The organism is Arthrobacter sp. zg-Y916, assembly GCF_020907385.1.
Classification (GTDB): Bacteria; Actinomycetota; Actinomycetes; order Actinomycetales; family Micrococcaceae; genus Arthrobacter_B; species Arthrobacter_B caoxuetaonis.
In genome coordinates this window covers 215,436-242,338 of sequence record NZ_JAJJOD010000001.1, presented here as the reverse complement: position 1 = coordinate 242,338, position 26,903 = coordinate 215,436, and the positions used below count along the sequence as shown (strand labels likewise).

At 66.7% G+C, this 26,903-nt stretch carries 21 protein-coding genes; 9 read left to right on the top strand and 12 right to left on the bottom strand.

Features of this window, described 5'->3' with window-relative positions:
• Nucleotides 1–36: 36 nt before the first annotated feature.
• Together malQ and LOC59_RS01150 are read right to left on the bottom strand one after the other, a co-directional pair.
• Nucleotides 37–2,193 carry a 4-alpha-glucanotransferase gene (malQ, locus tag LOC59_RS01155; RefSeq protein WP_229970255.1) on the bottom strand — a complete coding sequence of 719 codons (2,157 nt, stop codon included), beginning with the start codon at nt 2,191–2,193 and terminating at the stop codon, nt 37–39.
• Nucleotides 2,194–2,289: 96 nt separating this feature from the next.
• A complete protein-coding gene (locus tag LOC59_RS01150; RefSeq protein WP_227895821.1) occupies nt 2,290–2,619 on the bottom strand; it encodes a DUF6221 family protein in 330 nt (109 codons plus the stop codon).
• 123 nt (nt 2,620–2,742) lie between these two features.
• Between LOC59_RS01150 and LOC59_RS01145 the strand changes: the two genes are divergently transcribed.
• Entirely contained in the window at nt 2,743–2,982 is a 240-nt protein-coding gene (locus LOC59_RS01145) for a hypothetical protein (RefSeq protein WP_227895822.1), read from the top strand.
• A 29-nt stretch (nt 2,983–3,011) separates the two neighbouring features.
• On the opposite strand, the gene LOC59_RS01140 is transcribed toward LOC59_RS01145, so the two are convergent.
• From LOC59_RS01140 to LOC59_RS01100, 9 genes are all read right to left on the bottom strand, one after another.
• Nucleotides 3,012–3,848, bottom strand: coding sequence for an SDR family NAD(P)-dependent oxidoreductase (locus tag LOC59_RS01140; protein WP_229970252.1), 837 nt, complete (start codon nt 3,846–3,848; stop codon nt 3,012–3,014).
• Nucleotides 3,849–3,866: 18 nt separating this feature from the next.
• Nucleotides 3,867–4,913, bottom strand: a complete 1,047-nt coding sequence (locus tag LOC59_RS01135) for a 3-hydroxyisobutyryl-CoA hydrolase (protein ID WP_229970249.1) — start codon at nt 4,911–4,913, stop codon at nt 3,867–3,869.
• Between the two features lie 109 nt (nt 4,914–5,022).
• A complete protein-coding gene (locus tag LOC59_RS01130; protein WP_227895825.1) occupies nt 5,023–5,265 on the bottom strand; it encodes a hypothetical protein in 243 nt (80 codons plus the stop codon).
• A 345-nt stretch (nt 5,266–5,610) separates the two neighbouring features.
• Nucleotides 5,611–9,099: a proline dehydrogenase family protein gene (locus LOC59_RS01125; RefSeq protein WP_229970246.1), complete on the bottom strand. Its 3,489-nt coding sequence runs from the start codon at nt 9,097–9,099 to the stop codon at nt 5,611–5,613.
• A gap of 95 nt (nt 9,100–9,194) precedes the next feature.
• Nucleotides 9,195–9,698, bottom strand: a complete 504-nt coding sequence (locus LOC59_RS01120; protein ID WP_227895827.1) for a DUF805 domain-containing protein — start codon at nt 9,696–9,698, stop codon at nt 9,195–9,197.
• A 246-nt stretch (nt 9,699–9,944) separates the two neighbouring features.
• Nucleotides 9,945–11,051, bottom strand: a complete 1,107-nt coding sequence (locus LOC59_RS01115) for a YsnF/AvaK domain-containing protein (RefSeq protein ID WP_331460382.1) — start codon at nt 11,049–11,051, stop codon at nt 9,945–9,947.
• A 226-nt stretch (nt 11,052–11,277) separates the two neighbouring features.
• Nucleotides 11,278–12,966, bottom strand: coding sequence for a long-chain-fatty-acid--CoA ligase (locus LOC59_RS01110; RefSeq protein ID WP_229970243.1), 1,689 nt, complete (start codon nt 12,964–12,966; stop codon nt 11,278–11,280).
• Between the two features lie 88 nt (nt 12,967–13,054).
• Nucleotides 13,055–14,014, bottom strand: coding sequence for an ATP-grasp domain-containing protein (locus LOC59_RS01105; RefSeq protein ID WP_227895829.1), 960 nt, complete (start codon nt 14,012–14,014; stop codon nt 13,055–13,057).
• Nucleotides 14,015–14,081: 67 nt separating this feature from the next.
• Nucleotides 14,082–14,834: an SDR family NAD(P)-dependent oxidoreductase gene (locus tag LOC59_RS01100; RefSeq protein ID WP_227916743.1), complete on the bottom strand. Its 753-nt coding sequence runs from the start codon at nt 14,832–14,834 to the stop codon at nt 14,082–14,084.
• A gap of 153 nt (nt 14,835–14,987) precedes the next feature.
• On the opposite strand from LOC59_RS01100, the gene LOC59_RS01095 reads away from it, so the two are divergent.
• The 6 genes from LOC59_RS01095 (at nt 14,988) to LOC59_RS01070 (ending at nt 22,634) form a co-directional block, all read left to right on the top strand.
• On the top strand, nt 14,988–15,665 hold the full coding sequence (locus tag LOC59_RS01095) for a phosphoribosyltransferase (RefSeq protein WP_229970240.1): 678 nt from the start codon (nt 14,988–14,990) through the stop codon (nt 15,663–15,665).
• Nucleotides 15,666–15,836: 171 nt separating this feature from the next.
• Nucleotides 15,837–16,427 (top strand): HdeD family acid-resistance protein, encoded by a 591-nt coding sequence (locus LOC59_RS01090; RefSeq protein WP_227895832.1) that lies wholly within the window; start codon nt 15,837–15,839, stop codon nt 16,425–16,427.
• 93 nt (nt 16,428–16,520) lie between these two features.
• Nucleotides 16,521–18,506: a serine hydrolase domain-containing protein gene (locus LOC59_RS01085; RefSeq protein ID WP_229970237.1), complete on the top strand. Its 1,986-nt coding sequence runs from the start codon at nt 16,521–16,523 to the stop codon at nt 18,504–18,506.
• A 210-nt stretch (nt 18,507–18,716) separates the two neighbouring features.
• Nucleotides 18,717–20,003 carry an ammonium transporter gene (locus LOC59_RS01080; RefSeq protein ID WP_229970234.1) on the top strand — a complete coding sequence of 429 codons (1,287 nt, stop codon included), beginning with the start codon at nt 18,717–18,719 and terminating at the stop codon, nt 20,001–20,003.
• A gap of 170 nt (nt 20,004–20,173) precedes the next feature.
• Nucleotides 20,174–20,932 carry a LamB/YcsF family protein gene (locus LOC59_RS01075; protein WP_229970231.1) on the top strand — a complete coding sequence of 253 codons (759 nt, stop codon included), beginning with the start codon at nt 20,174–20,176 and terminating at the stop codon, nt 20,930–20,932.
• Nucleotides 20,913–22,634: a 5-oxoprolinase/urea amidolyase family protein gene (locus tag LOC59_RS01070; protein WP_229970228.1), complete on the top strand. Its 1,722-nt coding sequence runs from the start codon at nt 20,913–20,915 to the stop codon at nt 22,632–22,634. The genes LOC59_RS01075 and LOC59_RS01070 overlap by 20 nt, the downstream gene beginning before the upstream one ends.
• Here the strand turns inward: LOC59_RS01070 and LOC59_RS01065 are convergent.
• The gene (locus LOC59_RS01065; RefSeq protein WP_227916746.1) at nt 22,623–24,410 is read right to left on the bottom strand and encodes a thiamine pyrophosphate-requiring protein; all 1,788 of its coding nucleotides are present in this window, start codon (nt 24,408–24,410) and stop codon (nt 22,623–22,625) included. The two genes, LOC59_RS01070 and LOC59_RS01065, sit on opposite strands and share 12 nt — an antisense overlap.
• 177 nt (nt 24,411–24,587) lie before the next feature.
• On the opposite strand from LOC59_RS01065, the gene LOC59_RS01060 reads away from it, so the two are divergent.
• Nucleotides 24,588–25,604: an AraC family transcriptional regulator gene (locus LOC59_RS01060; RefSeq protein WP_227895838.1), complete on the top strand. Its 1,017-nt coding sequence runs from the start codon at nt 24,588–24,590 to the stop codon at nt 25,602–25,604.
• A gap of 171 nt (nt 25,605–25,775) precedes the next feature.
• The gene (locus tag LOC59_RS01055) at nt 25,776–26,897 is read left to right on the top strand and encodes a sugar ABC transporter substrate-binding protein (protein ID WP_227895839.1); all 1,122 of its coding nucleotides are present in this window, start codon (nt 25,776–25,778) and stop codon (nt 26,895–26,897) included.
• Nucleotides 26,898–26,903: the final 6 nt, after the last annotated feature.

Genomic DNA, 26,903 nt, shown 5'->3' with positions numbered 1-26,903 from the left:
CCGGCAGGCACCCCGCGCCGGCCGGCCCGTAACCGGTCACCCGGCCGGAGGCGATCCCCGCAGTGACTCGTTCATGACCTCGGCGAGGGAACGGAACCGCTGATTTCCGGCAAGGTCTTCCAGCAGGACAGGCGCCCCGTCCGGGCCGGCCAGCGGAATCCGCCAGTTCGGATATTCATTTGATGTCCCCGGCTGGTTCTGGATGCGGGATTCCCCCACGGCATCGACAAGGCCGACGCCGATGAGCACTGACGGCGTCTCGGCGATAAAGCGGTGCAGCGCTTCGACAGTCTCTTGTTCTCCCGCCTCTTCGGAGAGCAGTCCGTGTTCCTTGACCAGGTCCAGGATTGCCGACGTCGCTTCCCGGTCCAGGGCGCGTTCTTCCTCCAGCGGGCGGTTCAGCAGCCCCAGGGAGTCCCTCAGCCTGACATGCTCTCCGGCAAGGTAGCCGGCGGCAGGCGGAAGGTCATGGGTCCCGATCGTGGCGAGTGCCCCCGCGCGGTAGTCCGCAGGCTGGCGCGGCCCGTCAGCGGTGTGCTCAAACCAGAGGATCGACGTTCCCAGGACACCCCGTTCGGCAAGGTATTCCTGGACCCAGGGCTCGAAGACCCCAAGGTCCTCACCGATCACGACAGCCCCGGCGCGCTGCGCTTCGAGGGCCAGGATTCCGACGAGCGCCTCGTGGTCGTAGTACACGTACGCGCCGTGGCCCGGTGCCTCGCCGCGCGGGATCCACCAGAGCCGGAACAGGCCGAGGATATGGTCCACGCGGACTCCGCCTGCATGCCGCAGGACGGTGCGGAGCATGTCCCGGTAGGCCCCGTAACCGCTTTCAGCCAGCCGGTCCGGGTCCCAGGGCGGCTGGCTCCAATCCTGCCCCACCTGGTTGAACATGTCCGGCGGTGCCCCCACCGAAACCTCGGGAACCAGCACATCCCGCAGGGTCCAGGCATCCGCACCGCCGGGATGGACACCAACTGCCAAGTCGTGCACGATTCCGATGCCCATGCCGGCTCTCCTGGCCGCACGCTGCGCGTATTCAAGCTGCTCGTCGCAGATCCACTGGAGCCACTGGTAGAACCGTATCTCCGCGGAAAGTTCAACCGCCTTCGCCCGGGCATAGTCGCTGTGCAGCCCTGCTTCCCATTCCGGGGCCCCCGCCGGGGCCTGCGCGGCGAGGGCACACCACAGGGCGAAACTCTCCAGTCCGGCGCCTTCGCCGCTGACAAAGGCCTGGAACTGCTGCTCGCGCGAGGGGCTGCGCGGCACCTGGTACACCTCTCGCAGGCTCTGGAGTTTGGCCGCAAAGGCGGTGTCCCGGTCAAGCAGCCTGGCGTCATGGTTCAGCGCCTGCTGGCCGGCGGCCCGGGCTTCGATTCCGGCGCGGGTCGCGGACGGAAGATAGCTGTACTCCGGGATAGCCTCCACCCTGATGTAGAGCGGGTTGAAGAACCGCCGCGTTGCGGGAAGATAGGGCGAGTCCTCGACATGAGGCACCGGTTCCGCCGCATGGAGCGGATTGATCAGAACGAATCCGGCACCCGCTTCGCCGGAGATGGCGGAAAGATCGGCCAGGTCCGCCAAGTCACCGACCGCCCAGGAACGTTCGGAGCGGACTGAATACAGCTGGGCCATAATTCCCCAGCTCCGTTCCTGTCCTCCGTGTCCGGGACCGGGCAGCCGATCCGGTGTAACCACCAGCACGGAGTCGGCCTGCACGCCGCCGGCATCAACGTGCAGCCGGTGCCAGCCCAGCGGAAGCTCCGCCGGCAGCGCCAGCTGCGTGCGCTGGATTTCGGTTCCGTCGACGACGGCGGATTCCTCCGGCTCGCCGGGCCAGGAAAGCTGCGCCGTGCCCCCGTCCTCAAGGTCGATCCATGCCCGCACCGTGCTTCCCGGTGGCAGGTGGACGGCCACGGATACGGAGTGTCCCTCCCGTGCCACCACTGTCGGAGGCAGGACCCTGCGCCAGGGCCCGGCCAGGGCCTCGCGCAGCGATTCCTCAGCCTGCGCCGGGGTATCCGCTGGAGCTCCCCGTGCCGCGAGGATCGTCCGCAGGGTTGTGTCCGAAACATCCTGCCGCCCGCCGTTCCAGCCGGTGAACGTCGTCGCCACCCGCTTGGCTTGCGCGAGCTGTTCCAGGACGGCGCGGCCGGCGGATGTCCCACCGGTAACTTCACTAACGGCGTTCATGCGGTCTCCACAGTCATGTCTGCCAATGTAGGCGTTTGCGGTTCATCCCAACAGGCCAGCGGACGGTCAGCGGGATCTCCCGGAGGACGGTGGAAATCAGGGCCGCTTTTCCACCAGCCGCCAGACATCCTGGTATTCGGAATGGTCGGCATAGGGAGCAGCCAAAGCTGCCAGGGCCAGCGTGGTCCATTCCAGTTCGTCTGCGTAGGCACGGCTGCCGTCCTCCGTGTCCTGAAGCATCCTGGACAGGGCATTGCGGCGTGCACCGCCGATGATGTCGATCAGCATCAGTTTCGCTTCGCATTCCCGCAGGAGCCGTTCCTCATACCAGCGGTCCGAGAGCGAAATCTCGGAACCGCCCAGCAGCTTGCGGGACTCCGCGGCGTCTTCGTGAAAGCGCGTCAGCAGGAAATCCACGATGTCCATGGCCCAGACTTTACCCTTCGGACAACCCTGCGTCAGGGGGTGGATAACGCTTTGGGAATATTTGGGGGCAGTTGATCCGTTGACATAACTAGGCCCCCTTAGGAACTGTCCAGGAGTACAAGCTTGCCCTCAGCCACCCCGTCCCCATCTACCCCCAATACCTTTGCCCGCCGCATCCGCAATGTCAGTTCGATCCACCGCGGAGACCATGTTGAAGTCCGCAGCGGCGGCCACGTCTACTATCGGGGAGAGGTGCGGGATACAGCCCCGGGGCTGGCTACGTTGTGGCTGCGCGACGAAGAGTCCGGAGCACACACGGCGGTAAGCACCGAAGATTACACCATCTGGCGGACCCTCGCCTAAAGCCGTTCCCTGCCCCGGAACGGGCGCTGCTACCAGTCGATCAGCGCGCCTGCGCTGATGTTGATCGTTGCTGCCGTCACGCTCGCTGCCATGTCCGACGCCGCGAAGACCGCCGCATTGCCGACGTCCTCGAGCGTCGCGGCGCGGCCCAGCATCGTGGCGTCCTGAATCGCGGAGGCAATGTCCTCCCGCCCCTGAAGGTCCGCCGGCAGCGACTCCGGTATGCCGCCGGAACGCAGGGTCACCACACGGATGCCGTGCGGTCCCAGTTCGACGGCGAGCTGGCGGCGCATTGCCTCAATCGCTTCCAGGGCTGTGATCAGGCCGCCCAGGTACTGCCCCGCGCTCTGGGTTCCTGATCCGCCGAAGGCCAGGAGAACGCCGGAGCCCTGTTCCATCATGTGCCGGGCAGCAGCCTGGGCCGTGGTGAGGGTTGCCTGGACGGCGGTGGACACCGGTCGCAGATAGTCCTCCACATACATGGCGGCCATCGGAGTTCCCTGAACATCACCGTGCTGGATGACGTTGACGGAGATATCCAGGCTTCCGGCGCTGGAGGCGACGTCGTCGGCGTGCGCGTTGACCGCCTCCTGGTTCAACGCGTCCAGGACGGCGGTTTCCGCCAGGCCGCCGGCCTCCCGGATCTGCTCCGCGACGGCCTGCAGCGGTTCGGCGTGCCTGCCGGCCAGGAAAACCCGTGCACCTTCACGCGCGAAGGCCCGGCCGACCGCACCGCCGATCGAGCCGCCGCCGCCGTAAATGATTGCATTCCTGCCGTTGAGCAGCATGAGGTGTCCTTTGCCCGAACCTGTGCGGGCCACCATCATGGCACCGGTCCGGCGGCGGGACCAGCGTCCCTCCGCCAACCGCGGCCGGCGATGCTGCTAAAGAGCCAGCGTCCACGCGACGTCTTCGGCAGACACATCCTCCAGCCGCCCCGGCATCCATACCGGAGCGTCCCGGTCAATCAGCCGGGCCCGGACTCCTTCACGGAAATCCGGCCGGCTGATCATCCGGTCCGCCATGGTCAGGTCCCGGGCCAGCACCTTCTCCAGCACAGGGTCCTGCGCTGCCGCGCGCAGCCCGGCCAGGGCAACGGCCAGGGAGAAAGGTGCCATACCCCGGATCGCTTTCGCAGCTTCGGCAGCTGCCGGTGCCTCATGGCCGTCCAGGCGTTCGAGAATGAGCTGCAGGTCAGTTCCGGCATAGCATTCGTCGATCCATTCCTGCTCCGCTGCCAGCGGCGCTTCGGGCGGCTCGACGGCGAAACCCGCCACCACGGCGGCGGCGTCGGAAGGCGATTCCTCCAGTTCGGCTGCCAGCGCCCGAAGTGAGCGGGAGGGGACGTAGTAGTCCGCAAAACCGCACAGGATGGCATCAGCCCCGGTCATGGTGCCGGCGGTCAGGGCCAGATGCGTGCCCAGTTCGCCGGGCGCCTGGGCCAGGAGCAGTGCCCCGGCGCAGTCCGGGCTGAAACCGATCCGCACTTCCGGCATGGCCGCCTGGGTCCGTTCGGTGACGATCCGGATGCCCGCATGGCCGGACACGCCGACGCCGCCGCCCATCACGACGCCGTCCATCACAGCGACGTATGGCTTCGGGAAGGACGCTACCGTGGCGTTGAGGGCATATTCCGCGCTCCAAAACTCCATTGCTTCGGCGTCTGTTCCGGCGGCAATGGCACGGATGTCCCCGCCGGCGCACAAGCCGCGGTCACCGGCACCCATGAGCAGGACGGCGCGGACGGCGTCGTCCGCTGCCCAGTCCTGCAGCACCCGGTCCATGGCCTTCACCATGTCCACGTTCATTGCGTTCAAGGCCCGCGGCCGGTTCAGGCGGATGGTTCCCAGGCCACCGGAAATCCACGCGAGAAGTTCTTCGGTAGCGTGGGCGGAAGACCGGGGCAAAGTGGCGGGGGGTGTTAAATCCATGATGTTTAGCATCCCAAAGAATCCGGCCCGGCCCCAACTCCGCAGAGTCCTCCCCGCAACAGCGAACCGGCTGCAGGCGGGCAGCCTGCAGCCGGTTCACCAGGGATTCCTACCAGCGGACCTTACGTTCCCGCGGGCCCTGGCGGCCGTTGGCGTGGTTCGGTTTGCCTCCTTTGCCAAGGCTCTGCCAGCCCGGCAGGTTCGCCTCCTCCGCGGACTTGGCGGAAGCCAGGCGGCGCAGGCCTTCCTCACTGAGCCTGCGGGCGGCTGCGGGCGCGATGTTGACCTGCAGTTCCGGATCGGCGGACATCTGGTTGGACACTTCAGTAGGTTTCTTGATCGGCTTCGTCATGGTTTTTAGCTCCAGATCTTCTGAGGCTTGCCGGGGCCGGGCTGTGCCCTTCCGGGCGCGCTGAGGCGTTGCGCCACCAGCGGTTTTCGAGGTGCAGACGGAAGGACTCGGAGGCCGCAGCCTCAACAAGCTGTGTACTGTGCGGTCTGCTTAGAGCGATGCGGACCGGCGGGGGGAAACCCAGGGCTTCCCGGCCGGCGCGCAGTTCGCTACTCGAAAATGAGCATGTCCATGCCGAGGACCGTAACAGCCGAGGGCAGCGAAGACCAGAGGAAGCACAAAACCCGTTCCGGCGCTGGGCACATTCCGGCGCTGGGCACATTCCGGCTTAGGGCACATTTCGGCTTAGGGCACCCCGGGGGTCACATCGGCGATAGGGCTCGGCGTACCGAAGCGGTGCGCCGTGATGCTGATGGCCTGTTCGTGCAGGAACGGCAGCAGTTCCACCCGCCCCGACTCGGTCACGGGCTGGTCATACACCGCGACGTCGGGACGGCCTCCAACAGCAGCGGCGACGGCAAGCCGGTTCCCTCCGAGCAGCCGGATGCGGGCCGGCAGCCCGCCGTCGAACCCCGTTCCGGAGCCCAGCCGGGCGAGCCAGCCGGCGTCGTCCTCCACACTCACCCTGTAGCCGCGGCCCGCAAGCAGTGCGCAGATCCCCGAAGGCAGCGGGAACGGAACCGAGATTGTCACCGGTGCGCCCGCGCGAAGGCCTGCAGACAGCACGCGCAGCAGGCCCGCCTCCGGCTCTCCCTCCGCAAGCCGGACATGGACGGCGACCGGAAGGTAGCGCAGCAGGTTCCGCTCCGCGAGCAGGCCGGAGACGTCACGGACCTCGCCGTACCCGGCACGCCAGGCGGCTTCGTCACTGGCCGCCGAGCGGGCCAGGAAATCCATCTCTGCCGCGGAGTAGCTTCCGCAGAGGTCCGCTTCGGCGAGCAGGGCAACCGCGTCCTGTCCTGGTTGTGCGTCCGCTGTGGAGGGGCGGGATGTCCAGCCGCCCAGGCCCAGCAGGTAATTGGGTCCACCGGCCTTGGTGCCTGCGCCTACAGAGGACTTCTTCCAGCCGCCGAAAGGCTGCCGCCGCACAATCGCCCCGGTGATTCCCCGGTTCACGTACAGGTTTCCGGCCTGCACCTTCCCGGTCCAGAAGCGGATTTCCTCCGGATCCAGTGAATGCAGTCCTGCCGTCAAGCCGTACTCCACCTGGCTCTGCAGTTTCACGGCTTCCTCGAGGGTCGATGCCCGCATGACTCCAAGCACGGGTCCGAAATACTCGGTGAGGTGGAACTCGGAGCCCGGGCGGACCCCGGCCCGGATCCCGGGGCTCCAGAGCCGGCCTTCGACGTCGAGTTTCTGCGGCTGAAGGACCCAGGACTCCCCCGCGCCCAGTTCCGTCAGGCCGCGCAGCAGTTTGCCCGTTGCCGGCTCGACCACCGGGCCCATCTGAGTTTCAGGATCCTCCGGACGCCCCACCACCAGTGATTGCACAGCGTCCAGGAGCTGGTGGTGGAAACGCCGGGATTCAGCCACGGAACCCACCAGGATCACCAGCGAGGCAGCCGAACACTTCTGCCCGGCGTGCCCGAAGGCAGACGCGGCGACGTCCCGGGCAGCGAGGTCAAAGTCGGCGCTGGGAGTCACCACAATGGCGTTCTTGCCCGAGGTCTCTGCCAGCAGCTGCAGTTCGGGGCGGAAGGACCGGAAGAGTTCAGCGGTCTCATAGGCTCCCGTGAGGATGACGCGGTCCACCAGCGGGTGGGAGATGAGCTGGCGGCCAAGCTCAGACTCCCCCAGCTGCACGAACCGCAGGACGTCCCGGGGCACACCGGCCTCCCAGAGCGTTTCGGCCAGCACTGCCCCGCAGCGGCTGGCCGGACCGGCAGGCTTCAGCACCACGGCCGAACCGGCGGCCAGCGCCGCGAGGGTGGAGCCGGCCGGGATTGCGACCGGGAAGTTCCAGGGCGGGGTAACCACGGTAAGGCGGGACGGGTGGAAGACCGCACCGTCGACGTCGTCGAGCTCCTCGGCACGCGCGGCGTACCAGCGTGCGAAGTCGATGGCCTCGGATACCTCGGGGTCACCTTGGTCCAGCGTCTTGCCGGCCTCCGCAGCCATGACTTCCAGCAGCTGGGCGCGCCGGGTTTCCAGTCCTTCGGCGGCCCGGCGGAGGACAGCTGCACGGCCGCTGCCGCCCAGAGCGGCCCATCCGGCCTGTGCCGCGGCAGCTCCAGCCAGGATCTCCTCGAGTTCCTCCTCGCTTTCGATCCGGGCCGCGGCCAGAGGCAGCAGCCCGAGCTCGGAGCCTGGAACCCGGGCCAGGATTTCCCTCCCCCACATCCGGTTGGCCGGAAGGGAGGGGTCCGTGTCCGGGGTGTTCTCGAATCCTTCTTCCGCCGGGACGGGCGGCAGGGTGCGGTCCTGACGGCGGTTCGGTTCCGGGACCGAGCTGTCCAGCGCGTCCAGGGAGGAGAGGAAACGCTGCCGTTCCCGCTCAAACAGAGCGTCATCGGAGGCGAGGTCGAACACGGCGGACATGAAGTTCTCACTGCTGGCCCCCTCCTCGAGCCGGCGCACCAGGTAGGCGATGGCGACGTCGAACTCTGCCGGGTGCACCACCGGGGTGTAGAGGAGCAGGTGCCCGACGTCTGCCTTGACCACCTCGGCCTGGGCGGCTGCCATGCCCAGGAGCATCTCGACGTCGATACCTTCCCGCACCCCGCGGCGTCCGGCCAGCAGCCAGGCGTAGGCGATGTCGAAGAGGTTGTGTCCGGCAACTCCGAGCCGGACGCTGGCAATCCGTTCGGGCTGCAGGGCGTAGTCCAGGACACGCTTGTAGTTGGTATCCGTTTCCTGCTTGCTGCCCCACGTGGCAAGGGGCCAGCCGTGCAGCGAGGCCTCAACGGCTTCCATCGGGAGGTTGGCCCCCTTGACCAGCCGCACCTTGATTCCGGCGCCGCCGCCGGCACGGCGTTCGGCGGCGAAAGCCTGGAGCCGCTGCATGGCGCCGAGGGCGTCCGGCAGGTACGCCTGGAGCACCAAACCGGCTTCGAGCCGGTGGAACTCGGGACGGGCGAGCAGCTCCATGAACACCGCCATGGTCAGCTCCAGGTCCTTGTACTCCTCCATGTCCAGGTTGATGAACTTGGGCCGGGCAGCGCCGGCCGCGAGCCGATAGAGGGGCGTGAGTGTCTCGACGACGTCGGCAACGGCCTCGTCGAAGGCCCAGGGCGCATGCGGTGCAACGGTGGAGGAAACCTTGATCGAGACGTAGTCCACGTCCTCGCGTTCGAGCAGGCGCCGGGTTCCCTCAAGCCGGCGTGCCGCTTCCGTGCGGCCAAGCACCGCTTCACCCAGGAGGTTCATGTTCAGGCGGACACCATCGCGGCGGATGTGCCTGATGCTCTTTCCCAGCCGGGCATCGGTTGCATCGATGATCAGGTGCCCGACCATTCGCCTCAGCACCGCCCGGGCGGCGGGGACGACGACGCCGGGCAGCACCGGCGCCAGGACTCCGCCGGTACGGACGGCTGCGCGCATATACCAGGGCAGGAAGTCCGGGACCTTCGGTGCCAGCGCGGCAAGGTTCCGGGCTGCAACCGTGAGGTCTTCGGGACGCACGACCCCGTCCACGAATCCGACCGTGAATTCGAGTCCTCCCGGGTCCTTCAGGATTCCTGCGAGCTGGGCTGCGGAGGCATCCACGCGGATGGTGGATGCCTCCGAGAGCCAGCGGCGGACCAGCTGGACTGATTCCTCTGCCAGATCAGCCGAGCGTGCGTCGGAAGCGTTTCCGGCGTCGCTGCCGGGAGATGACGAAATAGCGTGGGTCATACCCCCAGTATTGAAGCCATGGCCCTGTTCCGGAAGGGGTTGGACTCCCACCTGCGGTTATACCGGCCGGGGTGGGAGCCGGGACATACCCTCGGTTATGCCTGCGGGTAGGCTGCGTACTGCTGCTGGGCTCCGGCGTCGAAGCGTGCGCCTTCGGGCTTGCTGGGCAGGATCGCGAAGACCAGGATGATGAGGCCACCCACAAACGGCACCAGCCCCAGGAGTGCCATCCAGCCCGAGAAGCCGCCGTCATGCAGGCGGCGGACCAGGATGGCAATGCCGGGAACCAGGACGGCGAGTGAGAAGGCCAGCAGCAGCAGTGCCGCAATGATGCCGAGACCTGTCGGTTCTCCATAGGAATTTACGCCGAGGTTCACGATGACGCCGAGTGCGGTGTAGACCACGAAGTTGAACAGCATGTACCACCAGTATTCGCTGCGGCTAGCACGGCCGGAAAAGGTGGCGTATTTCTTGAAGAACCGCTTGATGGCTTCACCGAAGCTGGCGCCGTAGAGCGGCTGGGACAGGTCCGCCGGTCCAGGCTGGGCCGGGGCATACGGGTTGTGGGCATACGGGTTGTGGGCAGACTGATGAGACATGATTCCCCCCTGGGTAGTACGCAGCGCTAAGTCTGCTTAGGACTTTGACCAAGGGAGCTTATCCCAAATCCTCCAATGCGTCGACTTGGCGGGCATCATTCCCGCAGGTCAGAGCAGGATTTCATGGGGACGCATGGGGTTCTGGCCGGGACAGGAAAAGACCCCGCAGCCTGGTCAGCTGCGGGGTCTGTTCCTGTTCCTGTTCCTGTTCCTTGGAGCCTGGCCCCTAAAAGGCCGGATCGGGAATCAGCGCGAGCCGCCTGACCCGGAATCGCGGCCCGATCCGGAACCGCCCGATCCGGAACCGCCCGATCCTGAGTCGTGGCCGGATCCGGAGCTGTGGTGTCCGGAATCGTGGCCTGATCCCGTGGACATGTTGCGCTTGGAGGCATCATCCACTTCGGTGTCGATCTTCTCCTTCTGCACTTCTTCGCTCACGGTTTCCGACCCGCTTACGGTTTCGGTGCCCAGCCGGATGCGCTCCACCGGTTCGGTGTGTTTCTCGACAACAGGCTCCTCGCTGTGCAGGGTGACTTCGTACTCATCCTCGCGCAGCTCCGGACCGCGCATCGCCGCTTCCCGGTTGGCGTCAGTGATCGGCTCACGCTCGATCACGACCTCTTCGTGGCTCACCGGCACTTCGGTGGTTACGTTTTCCGTCACCGTGTACTTGCGCAGCCGGGCCTTGCCGGTCTCGCGGCGCTGGGTGCCGACGTCGAGCCGCTCTTCCGAGCGGGTCATTGCATCGTCCACATTCGAACCGCTGCGCTCCGAAAGGTTCGAAGTACCGGTGCCCGAGCCGCTGCCCATTCCGGACCCGCTTCCCGAGCCCATACCTGAGCCGGACCCCATGCCCGACGAGTGTCCTTCCGTGCCCGAAATGGTGTCCGTTTCGGACTCGATCAGGGTGTCCGTTCCCCCGCCCGCTTCCATCGAGTCAGTGCCGGAGCTGCCGTCGTCGTACGTAAAGCCGTAGTAACGGTAGAGAGTGACTTCCTCCTCGGCGCTGATGGAGCCGTCGCTTTCGATTTGGGGAGCGTTCTTCACTTCTTCCTTGGAGTAGGGCACCAGCACATCCATGCCCTCCACGGTTGCCTCACTGAGGGGGACAAAGGTCTCGTTGGAACCGAACAGCCCGGTGTTTACCGTCACCCAGGCGGGCTCGTTCGTCTGGTCATCGAGGTAGAACGTTCCCACGGATCCGATTTTGTCTCCGTTGGGACCGAGCACGTTTCCCGAAGAGGCCATGAGTCCTTCGACTTGCTGATTGCTGATCATCGTGTTGTTCTCCTTCGGCAGCGAATGTACGCCGGGAACCCCCGGCGCTTGGAATTCACGATCAGTTTCAGCCACGTCCACCCCTGCCGCTTCCGCCCGCAGCGGCCTGGTTACCGGGTCATCGGTGCATGTCCATGGCTTTGTCGCGGCCTTCGTGATCGGGCCGGGCCTGCACTACCAAGCCTACTTATTATTCCACTGCCTGTGTATAGGCCCGTCAAGATGAACCCCGCACGGCAAAGGGACGGCCACCATGCGGCGGCCGTCCCTGTAGCGTTTTTCCAGGCTGGAGCTGGAGTGCTTAGATGGTGCCCTCCAGCGAGTCTCGGACCTGCTTGCGCAGCACCTTCCCCAGCATCGACTTGGGCAGCTCCTCGATCGCCACGATGCGGCGGGGAACCTTGTAGGGCGTGAGCCGTTCACGGCAGAAGGCACGCAGTGCCTGTTCGTCCAATTCGGTGTCCGGCTGCATCACGACGGCGGCGACCACCTGCTCGCCGCTGGCGCCCCGCTGCAGGCCCACCACGGCGACGTCGGAGACGTCCTGGTTGCTGCGGATGACTTCCTCGACTTCGGAGGGAGACACATTGAACCCTCCAGTGATGATGAGCTCCTTGCGGCGGTCCACCACCTTCACAAAACCGTCTTCATCCACCGTGACGATGTCCCCGGTGCGCAGCCACCCGTCCTCGGTCAGGACTTCTTCGGTTTCCTCGGGATTGTTCCAGTAACCGGAGAACACCTGCGGCCCGCTGATCAGCAGTTCGCCGGGCTCGCCGGTCGGTACGTCCCGGGAAACATCGTCCGGATCTGCCACCCGCATGCGCGTGCTGGGGAACGGCACGCCGATGGTTCCGTTGCGGCGGCTCTCCGCGAAGGGATTGCCCAGGGCCACCGGGGAGGACTCGGTCAGCCCGTAGCCTTCCACCAGCAGTCCGCCGGAGACCTCTTCCCACAGCTCAACAGTCTTTGAAGAGAGGGTCATAGCCCCGGAAATCGCGTAGCGGATGGTGGAGATGTCAATGCCGCGCTTCTTGGACTCGATGGCCACCTTTTCGTAGATCGGCGGCACGGCACAGAAAACGGTGGGCTTGGATTTCTTCGCCGCATCCAGGACCAAGTCGACGTCGAACTTCGGGAACAGCACCAGCCGGGAACCCGTGAGCATGGCAAACGTCAGGTACAGGGTCAGGCCAAAGGCGTGGAACATGGGCAGCACGCCGTAGATGACCTCCTCCCCTTCCTTGGCTCCGTGCATCCAGGCCTGCCCCTGCAGGGCGTTGGCGCGCAGGTTGTAGTGGCTGAGCATCACGCCCTTGGGCATGCCGGTAGTTCCCGAGGTGTACTGCAGGGCGGCGAGGTCGTTGACCGTCGGCTTGGGGTGCAGCGGGTCGATCGGATCGTTGGCGAGCAGCTTTTCCCAGGGGATGGTGTGCTCGGTCTTGGTGGTGAGGCCCGCACGGGTCCGGCGGATCGAGGGAATCGGCAGGCGCAGGCCAATACGCTTCAGCCGCGGCATGGCCTTGGTGATGTCCACGGCGATGATGTTGGGAACCGTGACGTCGTCGGGGAAGTCCTGGATTTTCTCGACGGCCTTGTCCCAGACAATCGCGACCTGCGCGCCGTGGTTCTCGAACTGGTGGCGCAGCTCGCGCTCGGTGTACAGCGGGTTGTGTCCGACGACGACGCCGCCCAGCCGCAGGACCGCATAGAACGCGACGAGGTACTGGGGACAGTTGGGCAGGATGATCGCGACCCGGTGTCCGTGGCGGACCCCGAGCTTCCGCAGGCCTTCCGCTGCACGGTTGATCTGGTCGCCCAGCTGCTCGTACGTGGTCTCGGCGCCGAAGAACTCCAGGGCTACCTTGGGGCCGAACCGGGCGACGGCGTCTTCCACCATTGCGGTCAGCGATTCCGTCGGCAGTTCGATTTCTGCCGGCACGCCGGGCTGGTAGTGCCTAACCCACAGCGGTTCCTGGGCAGCGGTCATGTGAAGGAGCTCCTTAGTTCGGTACTTTCCGACTATATTCCAGTTCGCGCATAGGCGGAGAAAACTCCCGCTGATGGGTGGGCCGGAGCTACGCTTCTGCGGCGAGCGCCCCGAGATAGGCGGCCAGTGTCCGGGGAGCGGAGACGGGTGCTGCAGCCTCAACCACGGCGTTGTAGTTCGTATTGGTGTTCACGTCATAGGTCAGCAGCCGGCCGTCCGCGGCCTCGATGAATTCAATGCCGCACACCTCCAGGTCCATCCGGCGGGCGAACTCCTCATAGGCGGCGATGATGGGGTGGTCGAATCCCTCCCGCAGGCTGAAGAGCTGGGTGTCGGGCTCCGGCGCGATCGATGCCCCCGGCGGCATGATCGGCCTGCCGGTGGAGGGGTCGATCGCACAGGCATCGGCAGGGCACAGCTGGAAGCCTCCGCGGGCGGTGTCTGCCTGGATGGCGTAGACGAACTTCCCTCCGACCAGCTCTACCCGGCTGATGAACGGTTCCGCCGCCTGGATGAACTCCTGCACCAGCGTGATGCCGTCGGCCGGTTCCTCGAACTCCTCCGAGGCCACGTAGTCGGCCAGCTCACCGTGGGATTCGAACTTGCGGACGCCCAGGCCCTTGCCGCCCTGGTTGTGCTTCAGGATGAACGGCACCGGGAATTCCTTGGCGGCAGCGAGGATCTGGCTGCGGCCGATCGCCGCTACAGTGCGGGGCGTCTCAATGCCTGCGGCACGCAGGGCGGTGAGCTGGTCCACCTTGCTCATTTCCAGCTCCAGGACACGCCGGCCGTTGACCGTACGGCGGCCGTGGGCTTCCAGCCAGGCCAGCACCGCGCGGGCGTAGTCCTTGGAGAGACCGTGTCCGCGGGTGTGGGATGAGGCGCTGATCCGTGACCAGAAGATTCCCTCCGGAGGTGCGGCATCAAGGTCCAGGACGCCGTCCGTCAGCAGCCATTCGTGCACCTCGACTCCCTCAGCCTCGAATGCCTTGGCGAAGGGCGGGAACCACTCGGGATTCTCGTGCAGGGCGTATACGGGCAGTGCCATGGTGAGACCTTTCAACAGCGTTGGAGCGTGCTTGGAAGCCTACTGGAAAACCAGGTGTACCCGCCTCTTAGCGCCCGCGGCCGGCGATCCTGGCTACCAGCGCCTGGGGTCCCCTGCTGCCGATCGCGGCCAGGACCCGGTAACGGGTTGACGGCACGGATACGCCCTTCCCGGCGAACGCGTCCTTGAGTCCCTCGCGCACCACGCGGTCTGCGTCAAGCCACATCCAGGTCGGATAGAGAGTCTTGTCCATGTCCATCCGCTGATGGAATTCGGTATGCACGAAACCGGGGCAGACCGCCGTTACCGTGATCCCGCGGGAGTTGTAGTGCAGGTTGGCCCAGCGGCTGAAGTTAATGACCCAGGACTTTGCAGCACTGTACGTACCGCGCGGAATGAATCCGGCCACGGAGGCGACGTTGATGATCCGGCCGCCGCCCCGGCTCAGCATCGAATTGACCGCAGCGTGGCTGAGCAGCAGGGGTGCGGTGACCAGCACGTTCAAATGGTCGAGCTCCGCCTGGGCCGGGTTGGCATGGAAGTCGTTCTTGAGTCCGTAGCCGGCGTTGTTGACTAGGAGCGCGACGTCGGGCTGCGCCACCCTGGCAGCCACGGCGTCCACCCCCTGCGTGGTGGACAGGTCCGCGGGAAGCACGGATGCCTCCACTTTGTAGCGGGATGCGAGTTCGCCCGCCTTGGCTTCCAGCCGCTCCTTATCCCGGGCGGTGAGCACAACGTTGTAGCCGCGCTCAGCCAACTGGCGTGCGAATTCAGCACCCAGGCCCGAGGTTGCACCGGTAATTACTGCCGTTTCAGTCATGGGGCCAGCCTGCTACGCCGCAGTGCCCTTTGCAACGCACCGCTCCGGCACCGGAACTCATTGCCGCTGCCCCTCCGCCGTCCTACCGTGGAAGGAACGGCCCCGCTCCCCGGGCGCCACCTCAGGCAGGAGGCCAACAGGGCAGGAGCACCTGTGAATGAGAGGCCAGTGCACCCCTTTCCCTATTCCGACCGGTCCGAAGCCGGGCGGGTGCTTGGCGCTGCGCTGAGGAAGTACCGTGGCACCCCCGGGCTGCTGGTCCTCGGCCTGCCGCGCGGCGGTGTTCCGGTAGCTGCGGAAGTGGCAACCGCACTGGAAGCAGCGCTTGACGTGGTCGTGGTTCGGAAAGTGGGCCATCCCCGGCAGGCGGAACTTGCGGCGGGCGCGGTGGCTGAGGCGGCGGGCGAGAGCGTTGCCGTCTGGAACGACGACGTCGTCCGGCACTGGCTGGACACGGAACCGGCGAGCGCCCAGGCGGAACTGGACGCCGTTGCCGCTGCGGAACGGGCAGAGCTGCTTCGCCGGTCCGAAAATTACCGGCCCCGGCTGCCGCCGCAGCAGGTCTCCGGCAAGACGGTCCTTGTGGTCGACGACGGGCTCGCCACCGGGGCGACCATGCGTGCTGCACTGGCCGCGGTTCGAGGACTGGACCCGGCGTGGCTGGTGGCCGCCGCACCCATGAGCTGCGGCCCCGCTTCCCTGGCGGCCTGGCCCGCAGACGACGTCGTGGTGCCCTGGGATAACAGCCGGCTCGCCTCGGTGGGTCAGGCTTACCGGGTCTTTGGCCAGACCAGCGATGCGGAGGTGCGGAAGACACTGGGGCTGAACTGAGCGGCTGAACTGAGCGGCTGAACTGAGTCTTGTGCCAACGGTGGTCGACGCAGGTATTCCTTTTCCAGCGGCACCGAGGCGTCCTCCCCACTGGTTTGGTGCTCACCGCCGGAGGATAATCCAAAGAGCTTGGGGACGGATTCCGAGATCTCGGGAGGCAGGACCATGTCCATGACCCACGGAAGCGCTTACGGCTGGGGAGGACTCTCCCTCGACACCAGCGAGCTCTCCTCACGGACCATATCGGCGGTGCGGACCGGCTTCGGCATAGCAGGCGGTGTTGCACTCGTCATCGGACTGCTGATCCTCTTTTGGCCCCAGGCCACACTGTCCGTCATCGCCTTTTTCTTTGGCCTGTACTTCCTCATTTCGGGCATAGTGCGCGTCGTCAGCGGAATCACCGCCCCCATGTCATCCGGCCTGCGGGTACTGAACATCATTTTGGGTGTGCTGCTCTTCATCCTCGGCATCGCTGCCATCCGGAATCCGCTGTCCTCACTCGAGGTGCTTGGCATGGTGGTGGGAATTGCGTGGATCATCGAGGGGATCATGGCGCTGACGGAGATCGAAACCGGAGGGTCGCGCTGGTACGCCATAACCTTCGGGGTGCTGAGCATCATTGCCGGAGTCGTGGTGCTGTTCCTGCCGGTCGAGTCCCTGGCCGCACTGGTCATCTTCGGTGGAATCTTCCTGGTCGTGCTGGGAATCGTGCAGCTGGTGCGGGCCATCACCTTCGGCCGCGGCAGCGTGCGCGCCGCCTAGCGGCAACTCTTCCGGGAACCAGGCTCGACCGGACACACCGTAACATCAGCCCCGGAAACCTCATCAGCCGCATGGTCCACGCATACTTCTGGGATGGCTCCTACAACCGCCGGCCGAAGGCGTCTCCGGATTCTCGCTGCCGCGCTGCTGGCCCTGACCGCCGCTGGAAGCGGCGCTGTGCAGGCTTCCCCGGCTGCACAGCTGCCTTCAGCACCAGCTCCTGCGCATGTCACCGGGCAGGACGTCGGGCAGTGGCTGGACGGTCTAGTGCCCGGTGCCCTCGATTCGACGGGAATTCCGGGCGCTGTCATTTCCGTGGTCGCGGGGGACGAGGTCATCGCCGCCCGGGGCTACGGTCAGGCGCAGACCGGCACCCCGGGGAAGGCAGCGGCTGCCGAAGACACGCTCTTCCGGATCGCTTCAGTGTCCAAGACCATCACCGCCACGGCGGTGATGCAGCTGGTCGAGCGCGGCGAGTTGAATCTTGACACAGGCATCTCCGCGTACCTGGACTTCGATCTGCCGCAGCCCAAGGGCGAGGTGACCCTTCGGCATCTGCTGACGCATACCGCCGGCTTCGAGGAGCGTATCCGCGGGCTCGTCTCCCCGGATGCTGCTCCGCCGCTGCGGGACACCGTGGCCATCGATCCCCCGGCACAGGTATTCCGGCCCGGCACGGTGCCCGCATACTCCAATTACGGCAATGCCCTGGCCGGTTACATCGTCGAACGTACTGCTGACCAGCCGTTCGCAGACTACGTTGAGCAGCACATCTTTGACCCCCTGGATATGGACTCCACCAGCTTCGCGCAGCCGCTGCCGCCGCACCTGGCTGACCGTTTGGCCTTCGGATATCCGGATGAAGCCGGACCGCCCCTCCCCTTTGAGTACGTGGCCGCGGCTCCCGCAGGTGCCGCCTCGGGAACGGCCACCGACATGGGCCGATTTATGCTGGCTCTCCTGGGCGCTGGACCACAGCCTGAACGGGTGCTGCACCCTGCGACCCTGGCACAGATGCTCTCGCCCGGACTCACGGATGGGGACAGCCTGGAACCGCGTATGACCCTGGGGTTTTTCGACCACAGCCGCAGCGGCCACCGCGCCCTGGGCCACGACGGCGACAGCCAGGTCTTTCACACCGCCATGCGGCTGTATCCCGACGCCGGTCTGGGCATCTTTGTCGCCTTCAACGGGAATGGCCGTTCGCCCAGCGATCCAACTGCTCTGCGGCAGGCCCTGACGGAAGGTTTCGCTGACCGCTATCTGCCCGGCGGCCCCGGCGGTTTGGAGAACTCAGGAACTGTTCCCTCCGAGGGCACGGACACGCCTTCCCCTGCCTCCGGTGACGCCTTCCATCGGGCTGAAACAATAGCCGGCGTCTACCAGCAATCCCGGGCTCCGTTCAGCTCCTTTGCCGGGCTGATCAGCCTGACGGGCCAGACTGTGTTGACTGCCCAGCCGGACGGCACCCTGCTCGCTTCCCCGGACCCCGCTGGCTTTGCTCCGGCAGTGTACGAAGAAATAGGGCCCTGGGTGTGGCGGCAGGCTGATGGCCAGGAGATCCTGGCTGCCCATGCGCCGGACGGCCGTGTCGAGGCCATAAGGTTCAGCTCCGCTTTCGCGCTTCTTCCGGTAGCCGCGTGGCAGGACGCCAGGGTGGTACTTCCGCTGCTCACCGGTTGCCTGGGGGTTTTGGCGCTGACTGTCATCGCCTGGCCGCTCCGCTATGCCCTCCATCGCCGGCACCGCATTCCCGGCGCTTCGCCTCGGCGTCTTAGCGGCATTCTGACCGGGGCTGGTGTAGGAGCAGGGCTGGCCGCTGCAGCCGGCTGGATAGCCGTCCTGGTCTCCATAGCGTCTTACCGGGACGTTCCGGACGCTCCGCTGCGTGTCCTGCAGCTGCTCCAGGCCATGGCCCTGGCGGCAGTAGTTCCGGCCGGTGCCTGGGTCATCGAGGCCATCCGTCTCCGTCCCGGGGCAGCCGCTCTCGCCGGCCGCGTCCTTATCCTGCTGGCATTGGCCGGCTGGGGGTGGTTCGCGCTGTCCTTCGGGTTGTTGGCCGCCGACGTGAGTTACTAGTGCCTTCAGGCAACGTCCAGCGGCCTCACAGCAGCTGTTAACACGGACCTAACCTGCAGGCGCTGCCCCCTGTAACACGCCGGCTCCTACTCTTGGAGGGCGGCGCGCTTCCACCGGACGGACACCTGGGAACGCGGCTGCACAGGTCTCGTGTAAACACCAGTTCCCGACCAGCCCATGCGGCTGGTCCGTCCCGGAATGGAGCCGCACATGGACTCTGGAAACACCGCCTGGCTGCTCGCCAGCGCCGCGCTCGTCTGCCTGATGATTCCCGGAATTGCCTTCTTCTACGGCGGAATGGTGGGGTCGCGGCGGATCCTGAACATGATGATGATGTGTTTCGGCAGCGCGAGCCTGGTTGCCATCCTCTGGGTGCTTTTCGGATACTCCGCGGCTTTCGGCAACTCGCTCGGCTCCCTGGGCCTGCTGGGGAACCCGGTGGAGTTCTTCGGACTGGAGCAGCTTCTCACCGAAGATCCGGCGGCTGCGCTTCCGGGAGCCCTCTTTGCCGTCTTCCAGCTGATGTTCGCCTGCGTCACTACTGCCCTGGTGGCAGGGGCAGCAGCGGGCCGGATGAAGTTCGGGGCCTGGATGGTTTTCGCCGGTCTCTGGGCTGCACTGGTCTACTTTCCGGTCGCGCACTGGGTCTTCGCCTTCGACAATGAGGACGGCACCGTGGTGGGCGGGTGGATCGCCAACACGCTCGGAGCCATTGACTTCGCCGGCGGTACCGCCGTCCATATGAACGCAGGTGTTGCGGCACTGGCGCTGGCGCTGGTCCTGGGCCGGAGCCGGGGCTGGCCGCAGGTGGTCAGCCGGCCGCACAACCGTCCACTCGTGATCCTGGGCGCCAGCCTGCTGTGGGTGGGGTGGTACGGCTTCAACGCCGGCTCCGCCCTAAGCGCAGGACACACTGCCGCCGTCGTCTTCCTGAATACGGCCGTGGCTGCTGCCGCCGGCCTGCTGGGGTGGGCCCTCATGGAGCGGCTGCGCCTTGGCCGGTCCTCCACCCTGGGTGCTGCCTCCGGGCTGATCGCCGGGCTCGTGGCCATCACTCCGGCCTGCGGGGCCGTCAGTCCGCTCGGAGCCGTGTCCATCGGCGCCATCGCCGGGCTGGTCTGTTCCCTCGCCATCGAGTGGAAGTTCCGCCTGGGATATGACGATTCCCTCGACGTCGTGGGCGTGCACCTGGTGGGCGGCATCATCGGCACCCTCCTGATCGGCTTCTTCGCCACGGATGCCGCCCCGAACGGGGTCAGTGGAGTCTTCTACGGCGGCGGATGGAGCCAGCTGGGGATCCAGGCGGTTGCGACCGTCGCGGTGCTGGCCTACTCCTTCATCCTGACCTGGGCGATTGCCAAGGCCCTGGACCTGGTGATGGGCCTTCGCGTTCCGGAGGAACATGAGCTGAAGGGCATCGACCTTGCGGCCCATTCGGAATCGGCGTACTTCAACGATGACGAGCCGGCGGAACTGGGGGCACCTGCACGCCAATAGCCCGCAGCTGGTAAAGATGTTGAACATAACGTCCCCTGCCCGGGGGACGTGATGTTCAACATCTTTCCGCTGCCGCGGACACAATCGTCAGGAAGCGCAAAGATGTTGAACATAACCGGCGAAAACGGAAAGCTGGGGAGCTCCCAGCTTCTTCGACAAAGGAAACCGACATGGCCACGATCGACCTGAATGCCGACGTCGGGGAATCTTTTGGCCGCTGGTCCCTTGGGGATGACATGGCAATGATCGGCGCCGTTTCCAGTGTGAACGTCGCCTGCGGTTTTCACGCGGGGGACGCCGGCACCATGTACGCAGCCTGCATCGCTGCCGCCGGGGCCGGGACCGCCGTCGGCGCCCATCCCGGCTACCGCGACCTCTCGGGTTTCGGACGGCGTGCCCTGGACGTGGAGCCGGCTGAGCTGACCGGAGAGATCATCTACCAGATCGGTGCGCTGCAGTCCCTGGCCCTGGCGGCCGGGACGAGGGTCAGCTACGTCAAGCCGCACGGCGCCCTCTACAACACCATCGCCGTGGACCCGCGCCAGGCCGGCGCCGTGATCGACGCGGTCGGCGCAGTGGACCCCGGCCTGCCGCTGGTGGTCCTCCCGGGCTCCGTGGTTGAACGTCTGGCCGCCGAGGCCGGATTGCGCACCATTGCCGAAGTGTTTGCGGACCGCGCCTACAACCCTGACGGCACGCTGGTCTCCAGGACGGTTCCCGGAGCCGTGCTCCAAGACCTCGGCGAAATCACCGACCATGTCCTGCGGCTCGCGCTGGACGGCAAGATCCAGGCCGTGGACGGCACCGTCATCGATGTCGCTGCCGAGAGCATCTGCGTCCACGGTGACACCCCCGGCGCGGTAGCCATGGGCCGGGCTGTCCGGGTTGCCCTGGAAGAAAACGGCGTCGATGTTGCCAGCTTCATCTGAACCCGGGATCTCCCACCCGGTCCTGTTCGTGCGGCGGGCCGGGGAACGGGCCCTGCTGGTGGAGCTCGCCGGACCCGCAGGGGCCGCTGCCTTGCACTCCCGCCTGCAGGCAGACCCGCTTCCCGGGCAGACCGGGCTTGTTCCGGCGGCCTGCACCGTGCTGGTCCGCCTGGCGACCCCGGCGCACGCCCGGCAGGCGGCAGGCCTGCTTGCCGAGCTGGAGCTCCGTGCCGCCGACCGTGCCGGCCAGGCGGGGCTGGTGGAACTGGACACCGTGTACGACGGCGAGGACCTGGCTGAGGTTGCCCGCCTCACCGGCCTCGGGTCCGCCGATGCCGTCGCCGAGGCACACAGCGCCGCCGTCTGGACCGCTGCCTTCTGCGGGTTCGCTCCGGGCTTCGCGTACCTGACCGGAGGCGACCCGCGGCTGGACGTCCCCCGGCGGGCCGAGCCGCGAACCGCCGTCCCGGCCGGAGCCGTTGCACTTGCCGGCGCTTACTCCGCCGCGTACCCCGGCTCGTCCCCGGGCGGTTGGCAGCTGATTGGCCGGACGTCGGCGCCGCTGTGGGATCTTGACCGTGAGCAACCCGCCCTGATCAGTCCGGGAGCGACGGTACGGTTCCGGCCGGTGCGCGAGCAGCTTGCCCTCCGGCAGCGCCCTGCCGCAGCCCTGCACACGGCAGCTGCGCCCATATCCGGGGAACGCACCATACCGGGGGAACACACCGTCGCCGGGACTCCCGGCCCGCCGCCCGCCGCCGTCGTTCTTGATCCGGGCCTGCAATCCACCATCCAGGACCTGGGCAGGCCCGGCTACAGCCATGTTGGCGTCGGCCGCTCCGGCGCTGCCGACCGCTCCGCCCTGGTCCGCGCGAACCGGATGGTGGGCAATCCTGCCGGAGCCGCCGGCCTGGAAGTCCTGTTCGGCGGGCTGCGGCTCCGGGCAGAGCGGGATCTGGTCGTTGCCGCCACCGGAGCCTCAACTCCACTGGCACTGCAGGCCGCTGACAGGCCGGAGCGTCCGGCTCCGTTCGATGCTCCCTTCCTGCTGCGGGCTGACGAGGTCCTTTCGCTGGGCCCGCCGGCCGCCGGGCTGCGCACTTACCTCGCCGTCCGCGGCGGCCTGGCCGGAGAGCCGGTGCTGGGCAGCCAGTCGACGGACACACTGGCGGGCCTGGGACCGGAGCCACTCACGGCAGGACGCGGACTCGGTGTGGGGCCGGAACCCGGAACCGCCGTCGGCCTGCCCGAGCCCGCTCCGCCGCTGCCGGGGACGGAGGCCGGGACGGAGGCCGGGACGGAGGCCGGGACGGAGGCCGGGGCGGGGACGGAGACGGACGTCCAGCTGCGCTACATTCCCGGGCCGCGTGAGGACTGGTTCGACGCCGCAGGACTGGACGGGTTCGCCTCCCGGACCTGGACGGCGGCGCAGGACTCGAACCGCGTCGGCATCCGATTCTCCGGTGAGCCGCTGACCGGGCGGCGTTCCGGGGAACTGGAGAGCGAAGCTGTGCTGCCCGGCGCGGTCCAGGTCCCTCCCTCGGGCCTGCCGATCCTCTTCCTTGCCGATGCTCCGGTGACGGGCGGGTATCCCGTGATCGGCGTCGTCGTGCAGGCGGACCTGGACCTGGCTGCCCAGCTTCGGCCGGGCACGTCGGTGCGGTTCACCCCTGTCCTTCCTCCTGAGGAGCTACGGGGCTAGGTCTTCCTCCTGGCCCAGGTAGGTCTCAAGAAGCTCGCGGGCGTGCTGCGTGGCGGGCCCCTCCTTCACCAGTGCGTCCATCATCGACTGGCCCTGTTCCTTTCCTCCGGGGAACGGGGGCAGCAGGGGAACGTCCGGATCGGACATCACTTCGATCAGCACCGGCCGGTCCGCGTCCAGCGCCGCATCCCACGCGGCCCCGATCTTCGCGGGATCATCCACCCGGATCCCCTGCAGGCCGAGCAGCTCGGCGTACCGCGCGTAGGAGAAGTCCGGCAGCGCCTGGCTCTGGTCGAACCGGGGATCCCCTTCCATCTCACGCTGTTCCCAGGTGACCTCGGCGAGTTCGCCGTTATTGAGCACCATCACCACGAAGCGCGGATCCGCCCAGTCCGGCCACAGCCTGCTGACAGTGATCAGCTCCGCCACACCGGCCATTTGCATGGCACCGTCACCGGACAGTGCAATGACCGGACGCTCCGGGTCTGCCAGTTTCGCCGCCAGCCCGTACGGGATGGAGCAGCCCATGCTGGCAAGGGTGCTGGAGAGGTGTGCCGGGACTCCCGCGGGAAGGCGCAGCTGCCGCGCGTACCAGTACACAACGCTGCCGACGTCGACGGCCACCTGCGCGTTGCCGGGCAGCCGGCCGCTGAGCTCACGCACGGCGAGTTCCGGGTTCACCGGCCGGGCGGGGGTTCCGGCGCGCTCGGCCGCGAGCCGGTGCCAGTCCTGGACAGCCCCTTCGACCCGGGTCCGCCACGCTGATTCCGGGCGTGGCTCCACCAGCGGCAGCAGCGACTCAAGGCTGGCGGCCGCCTCTCCCGTGACCGCGGCTTCCACCGGATACCGGTTGCCGATCGCCGCAGCGTCGATGTCGATCTGGACGGCCCGCGCGGCCCCGGGCGGCGGATAGAACTCCGTCCACGGGTCATTCGAGCCCACGATCAGCAGGGTGTCGCACTCCCCCATCACGACGCCGCTGGCGCTGGTGCCCAGATGCCCCATCACGCCTGCGGCCAGCGGATGCGACTCATCGACATAGGGCTTCCCCATCAGGGACGTGGTGATGCCGGCGCCGATTTTCTCTGCCAGTGCCTTGACCTGCGGCCAGGCTTCGCGCGCACCCTGACCGACCAGGAAGGCGACCCGGGCGCCGTCGTTGATCACCGCTGCTGCGGCTTCCAGGTCTGCCTGCCCCGGCACCAGGTTGGGCGGGCTCCAGACGGGAGCGGTGGTGATGATGCCGTGTTCGTGCTCCAGCTCCGGCGCAGGCGCCTGCTGGACATCATGCGGGATGATGACGACGGCGGGTCCCCGGTCCGCGAGCGCGGACTTGAACGCCCGGTCCAGCACCAGCGGTATCTGCTCGGGACTGTTGACCTGCTGGCGGAACGACGACGCGACGTCGCGGGTGAGGTTCAGCAGGTCGATTTCCTGCATGTACGCAGAGCCCAGGACCGTCCGGGACTGCTGGCCGATGATGGCGACCACGGGAACGCTGTCCATCTTTGCGTCATAGAGCCCGTTGAGCAGGTGCACGGCACCGGGGCCCTGGGTGGAGAGCATGACGCCCACCCCGCCGGTGTACTTGGCGTGCCCAACAGCCATGAAAGCGGCGTTTTCCTCATGCCGCACCTGCACGAACCGCGGTGCCCCTGCGCGCCGGAGGGCCCCAAGGACCGTGTTGATTCCGTCTCCGCTGTAGCCGAAGATGCGCTGCACCCCCCAGGCCTGGAGCCGGTCAACAATGACATCAGCGACGAGCCGTTCTCCCATGGAAGCCTCCTGCAATCAGCATGCTTACGGTTAGGCACCACTATTCCATTGAGTCCTGCGGCGTAAAAGCCCGGACGCCCCCGCGGCTAGTCACAGTGAGTGGCACCCGTCACATGTGGCTTACTCTGGAGGCACTGCCCAATCCGGAACCATGACACCTGCCTGGAGGTGCCGGCCATGCCTGTTTCCACACCGCTGACCCACGGCGGACCAGTTCACCGTGCCCCTGCCGGAGACTGCCGCACCAGCCGCTTCTCCACAGCCCAGGCACCACTGGCTCAGCGGCTGGACCTCTGGGAGGAGTACAACGAGCAGGCCCTCTTCGGACTGCGGTGCAGCACGCTCTCCGAGCGGAGCCTGCTGGCCACCCAGACGAACCTCGAGCTGCCCCGGATCCGCCTGACCCACATCAGCGGCAACGACCATGTGATCGAACGGGCACCGGAGAACATCCGCAGGAATCCAGTGGACGCGGTAATGCTCTGCCTGCTGCTCGAAGGGAAGGCATTTTTCTACCACGATGCCGGGTGTGAGACCCTGACCGCCGGCGAAGCCGTTGTCTACGACGCCAACCGTCCCTTTATGTACGGTTTTTCCACGGACATGCGGCAGGTCATCGTGGAGGTCCCCCGCGCTGTCCTGCGGGAACTGGAGGTCCGCGAAGACTATTTCAAGCCCCGCGTGCTGCACATCGCAGGTTCTCCCGCCGCCACGCACGCTGCGGCCACCGCCACCGCGGTGCTCGGTGCCTTCCGGAACCCGGTCGCGGATTCCGCCGAACTCGAAACGAATGTCCTGGAGCTGTTTTCCCTCGTCACGGGCGATCCCGGAGCGGCGCCGTCCCTGGCCTATCTGGCCGCCGCACGCGACTACATCCGGGCCAATCTGGGCAGCCCGGACCTGTCGCTGGCACGGGTGGCACGAGCCGTCGGCATCAGCGAACGGCACCTGACCCGGGTCTTCACTGACGCTGGAACCACACCGGCGAAGTACGTTTTGGAAAGCCGGCTGGCCCGTGCCCGTGAGCTCCTGGCGGTTCCCGGCCTCGCCGCCGCATCCATCACCGAAGTGGCGGCTTCGGTCGGGTTCGTCTCCGCCGCGCACTTCTCCCGCACTTTCCGCCACCAGTACGGCTGCACACCCCGGGAAGCGCGGCAGTTTCCCCCGGCCTCCCCCGATGCCGGGCCAGCCTAGCTGCCACACCGGGATGGTCCCGGCTACCGGGAAACCTGCCGAAGCCGGCGCCCTTGCCGGTTCCGGACATCGGCTTGCCTGATCCGGACAATGCCTTCAGCCGAAGCCTGAGCCGCGGACACAGTGGGATCTACATCACACCCAGTGTCATTCCGAAAGGCTCCCGACACCATGAAAACCTCTTCCCGCCACCTGCTGGGACTGCTCGCAGTTCCCGCGCTGGCTCTTTCCCTCGCCGCCTGCGGCGGCTCCGGCGACGCCGCTTCCACCTCCGAAGCCACGGCCGGTTCCGCTGCAGTGGATACTGCGGCCCTTGAGACCATGCTCGCCGACTTCCAGAAGCCCCTCGAAGAAGAGGTGCCCACGGAATCAGCTCCCATCGCCAAGGGGAAGAGCATCGTCGTGATCCCCTGCACCTATTCGTCCGAGGCCTGTGCCCGCGGTGCGGATGCAGCTATGGAAGCTGCCGGTTCCCTCGGCTGGGAGACCCGCATGATCGACCCCGCCGGCAACCCGGAAAAGGCACGCCAGGCGGTCGAGCAGGCAATCCAGCTCGACGCTGACGGCATTATTTTCACCGCGGCAGTCGGCGACCAGATCGAAGGCGCCCTGCAGCAGGCCCGCGACGCCGGGATCTTCCTGGTCAACAGCATGTCCCCGGCCGATGACCGCTTCGACGTCGAAGTTGTCCCGGACGAAGACGTCTCCGGCAAGATGATGGCCGCCGCCATTGCCAACGACAGCAACGGAGAGGCCAAGATCCTCGTCACCACGGATCCGGCTTTCCCCTCCATCACCGCCCGGACCGAGGCGTTCACCAAGTGGCTTCCCGAGCTCTGCCCGGGCTGCGAGATCGTTGAAACCCTCGAGACCCAGATGTCCCAGCTGCAGTCGGGCCTGCCGCCGCAGATCCAGGCGACCCTGACGGCGAACCCGAACATCAACTACATCTGGACCCACACCGGAGCTGCTGTGGTCTCAAGCCAGGCAACCGTGGCACGCAGTGCCAACGGCGACACGATCAAAATGGTTTCCTACGACGGCAACTCTGCCAACCTGGCGCTGATCAAGGACGGCAAGAGCCAGTTTGCCGACGTCATCAAGCCCATGGAACACACCGGCTACCTCTCCGTGCACGAGATGAACAAGCTGTTCGCCAACGGTGCCAGCGGCCACCAGATCATCGAGATGCCCAAGCGCCTGGTTGTGGCAGACACGCTGCCCGAACTCCCGTGGACCGGTGACTCCGACTGGAAGTCATCCTTCACCAAGATGTGGGAGAACGCGGGATAGATCCCG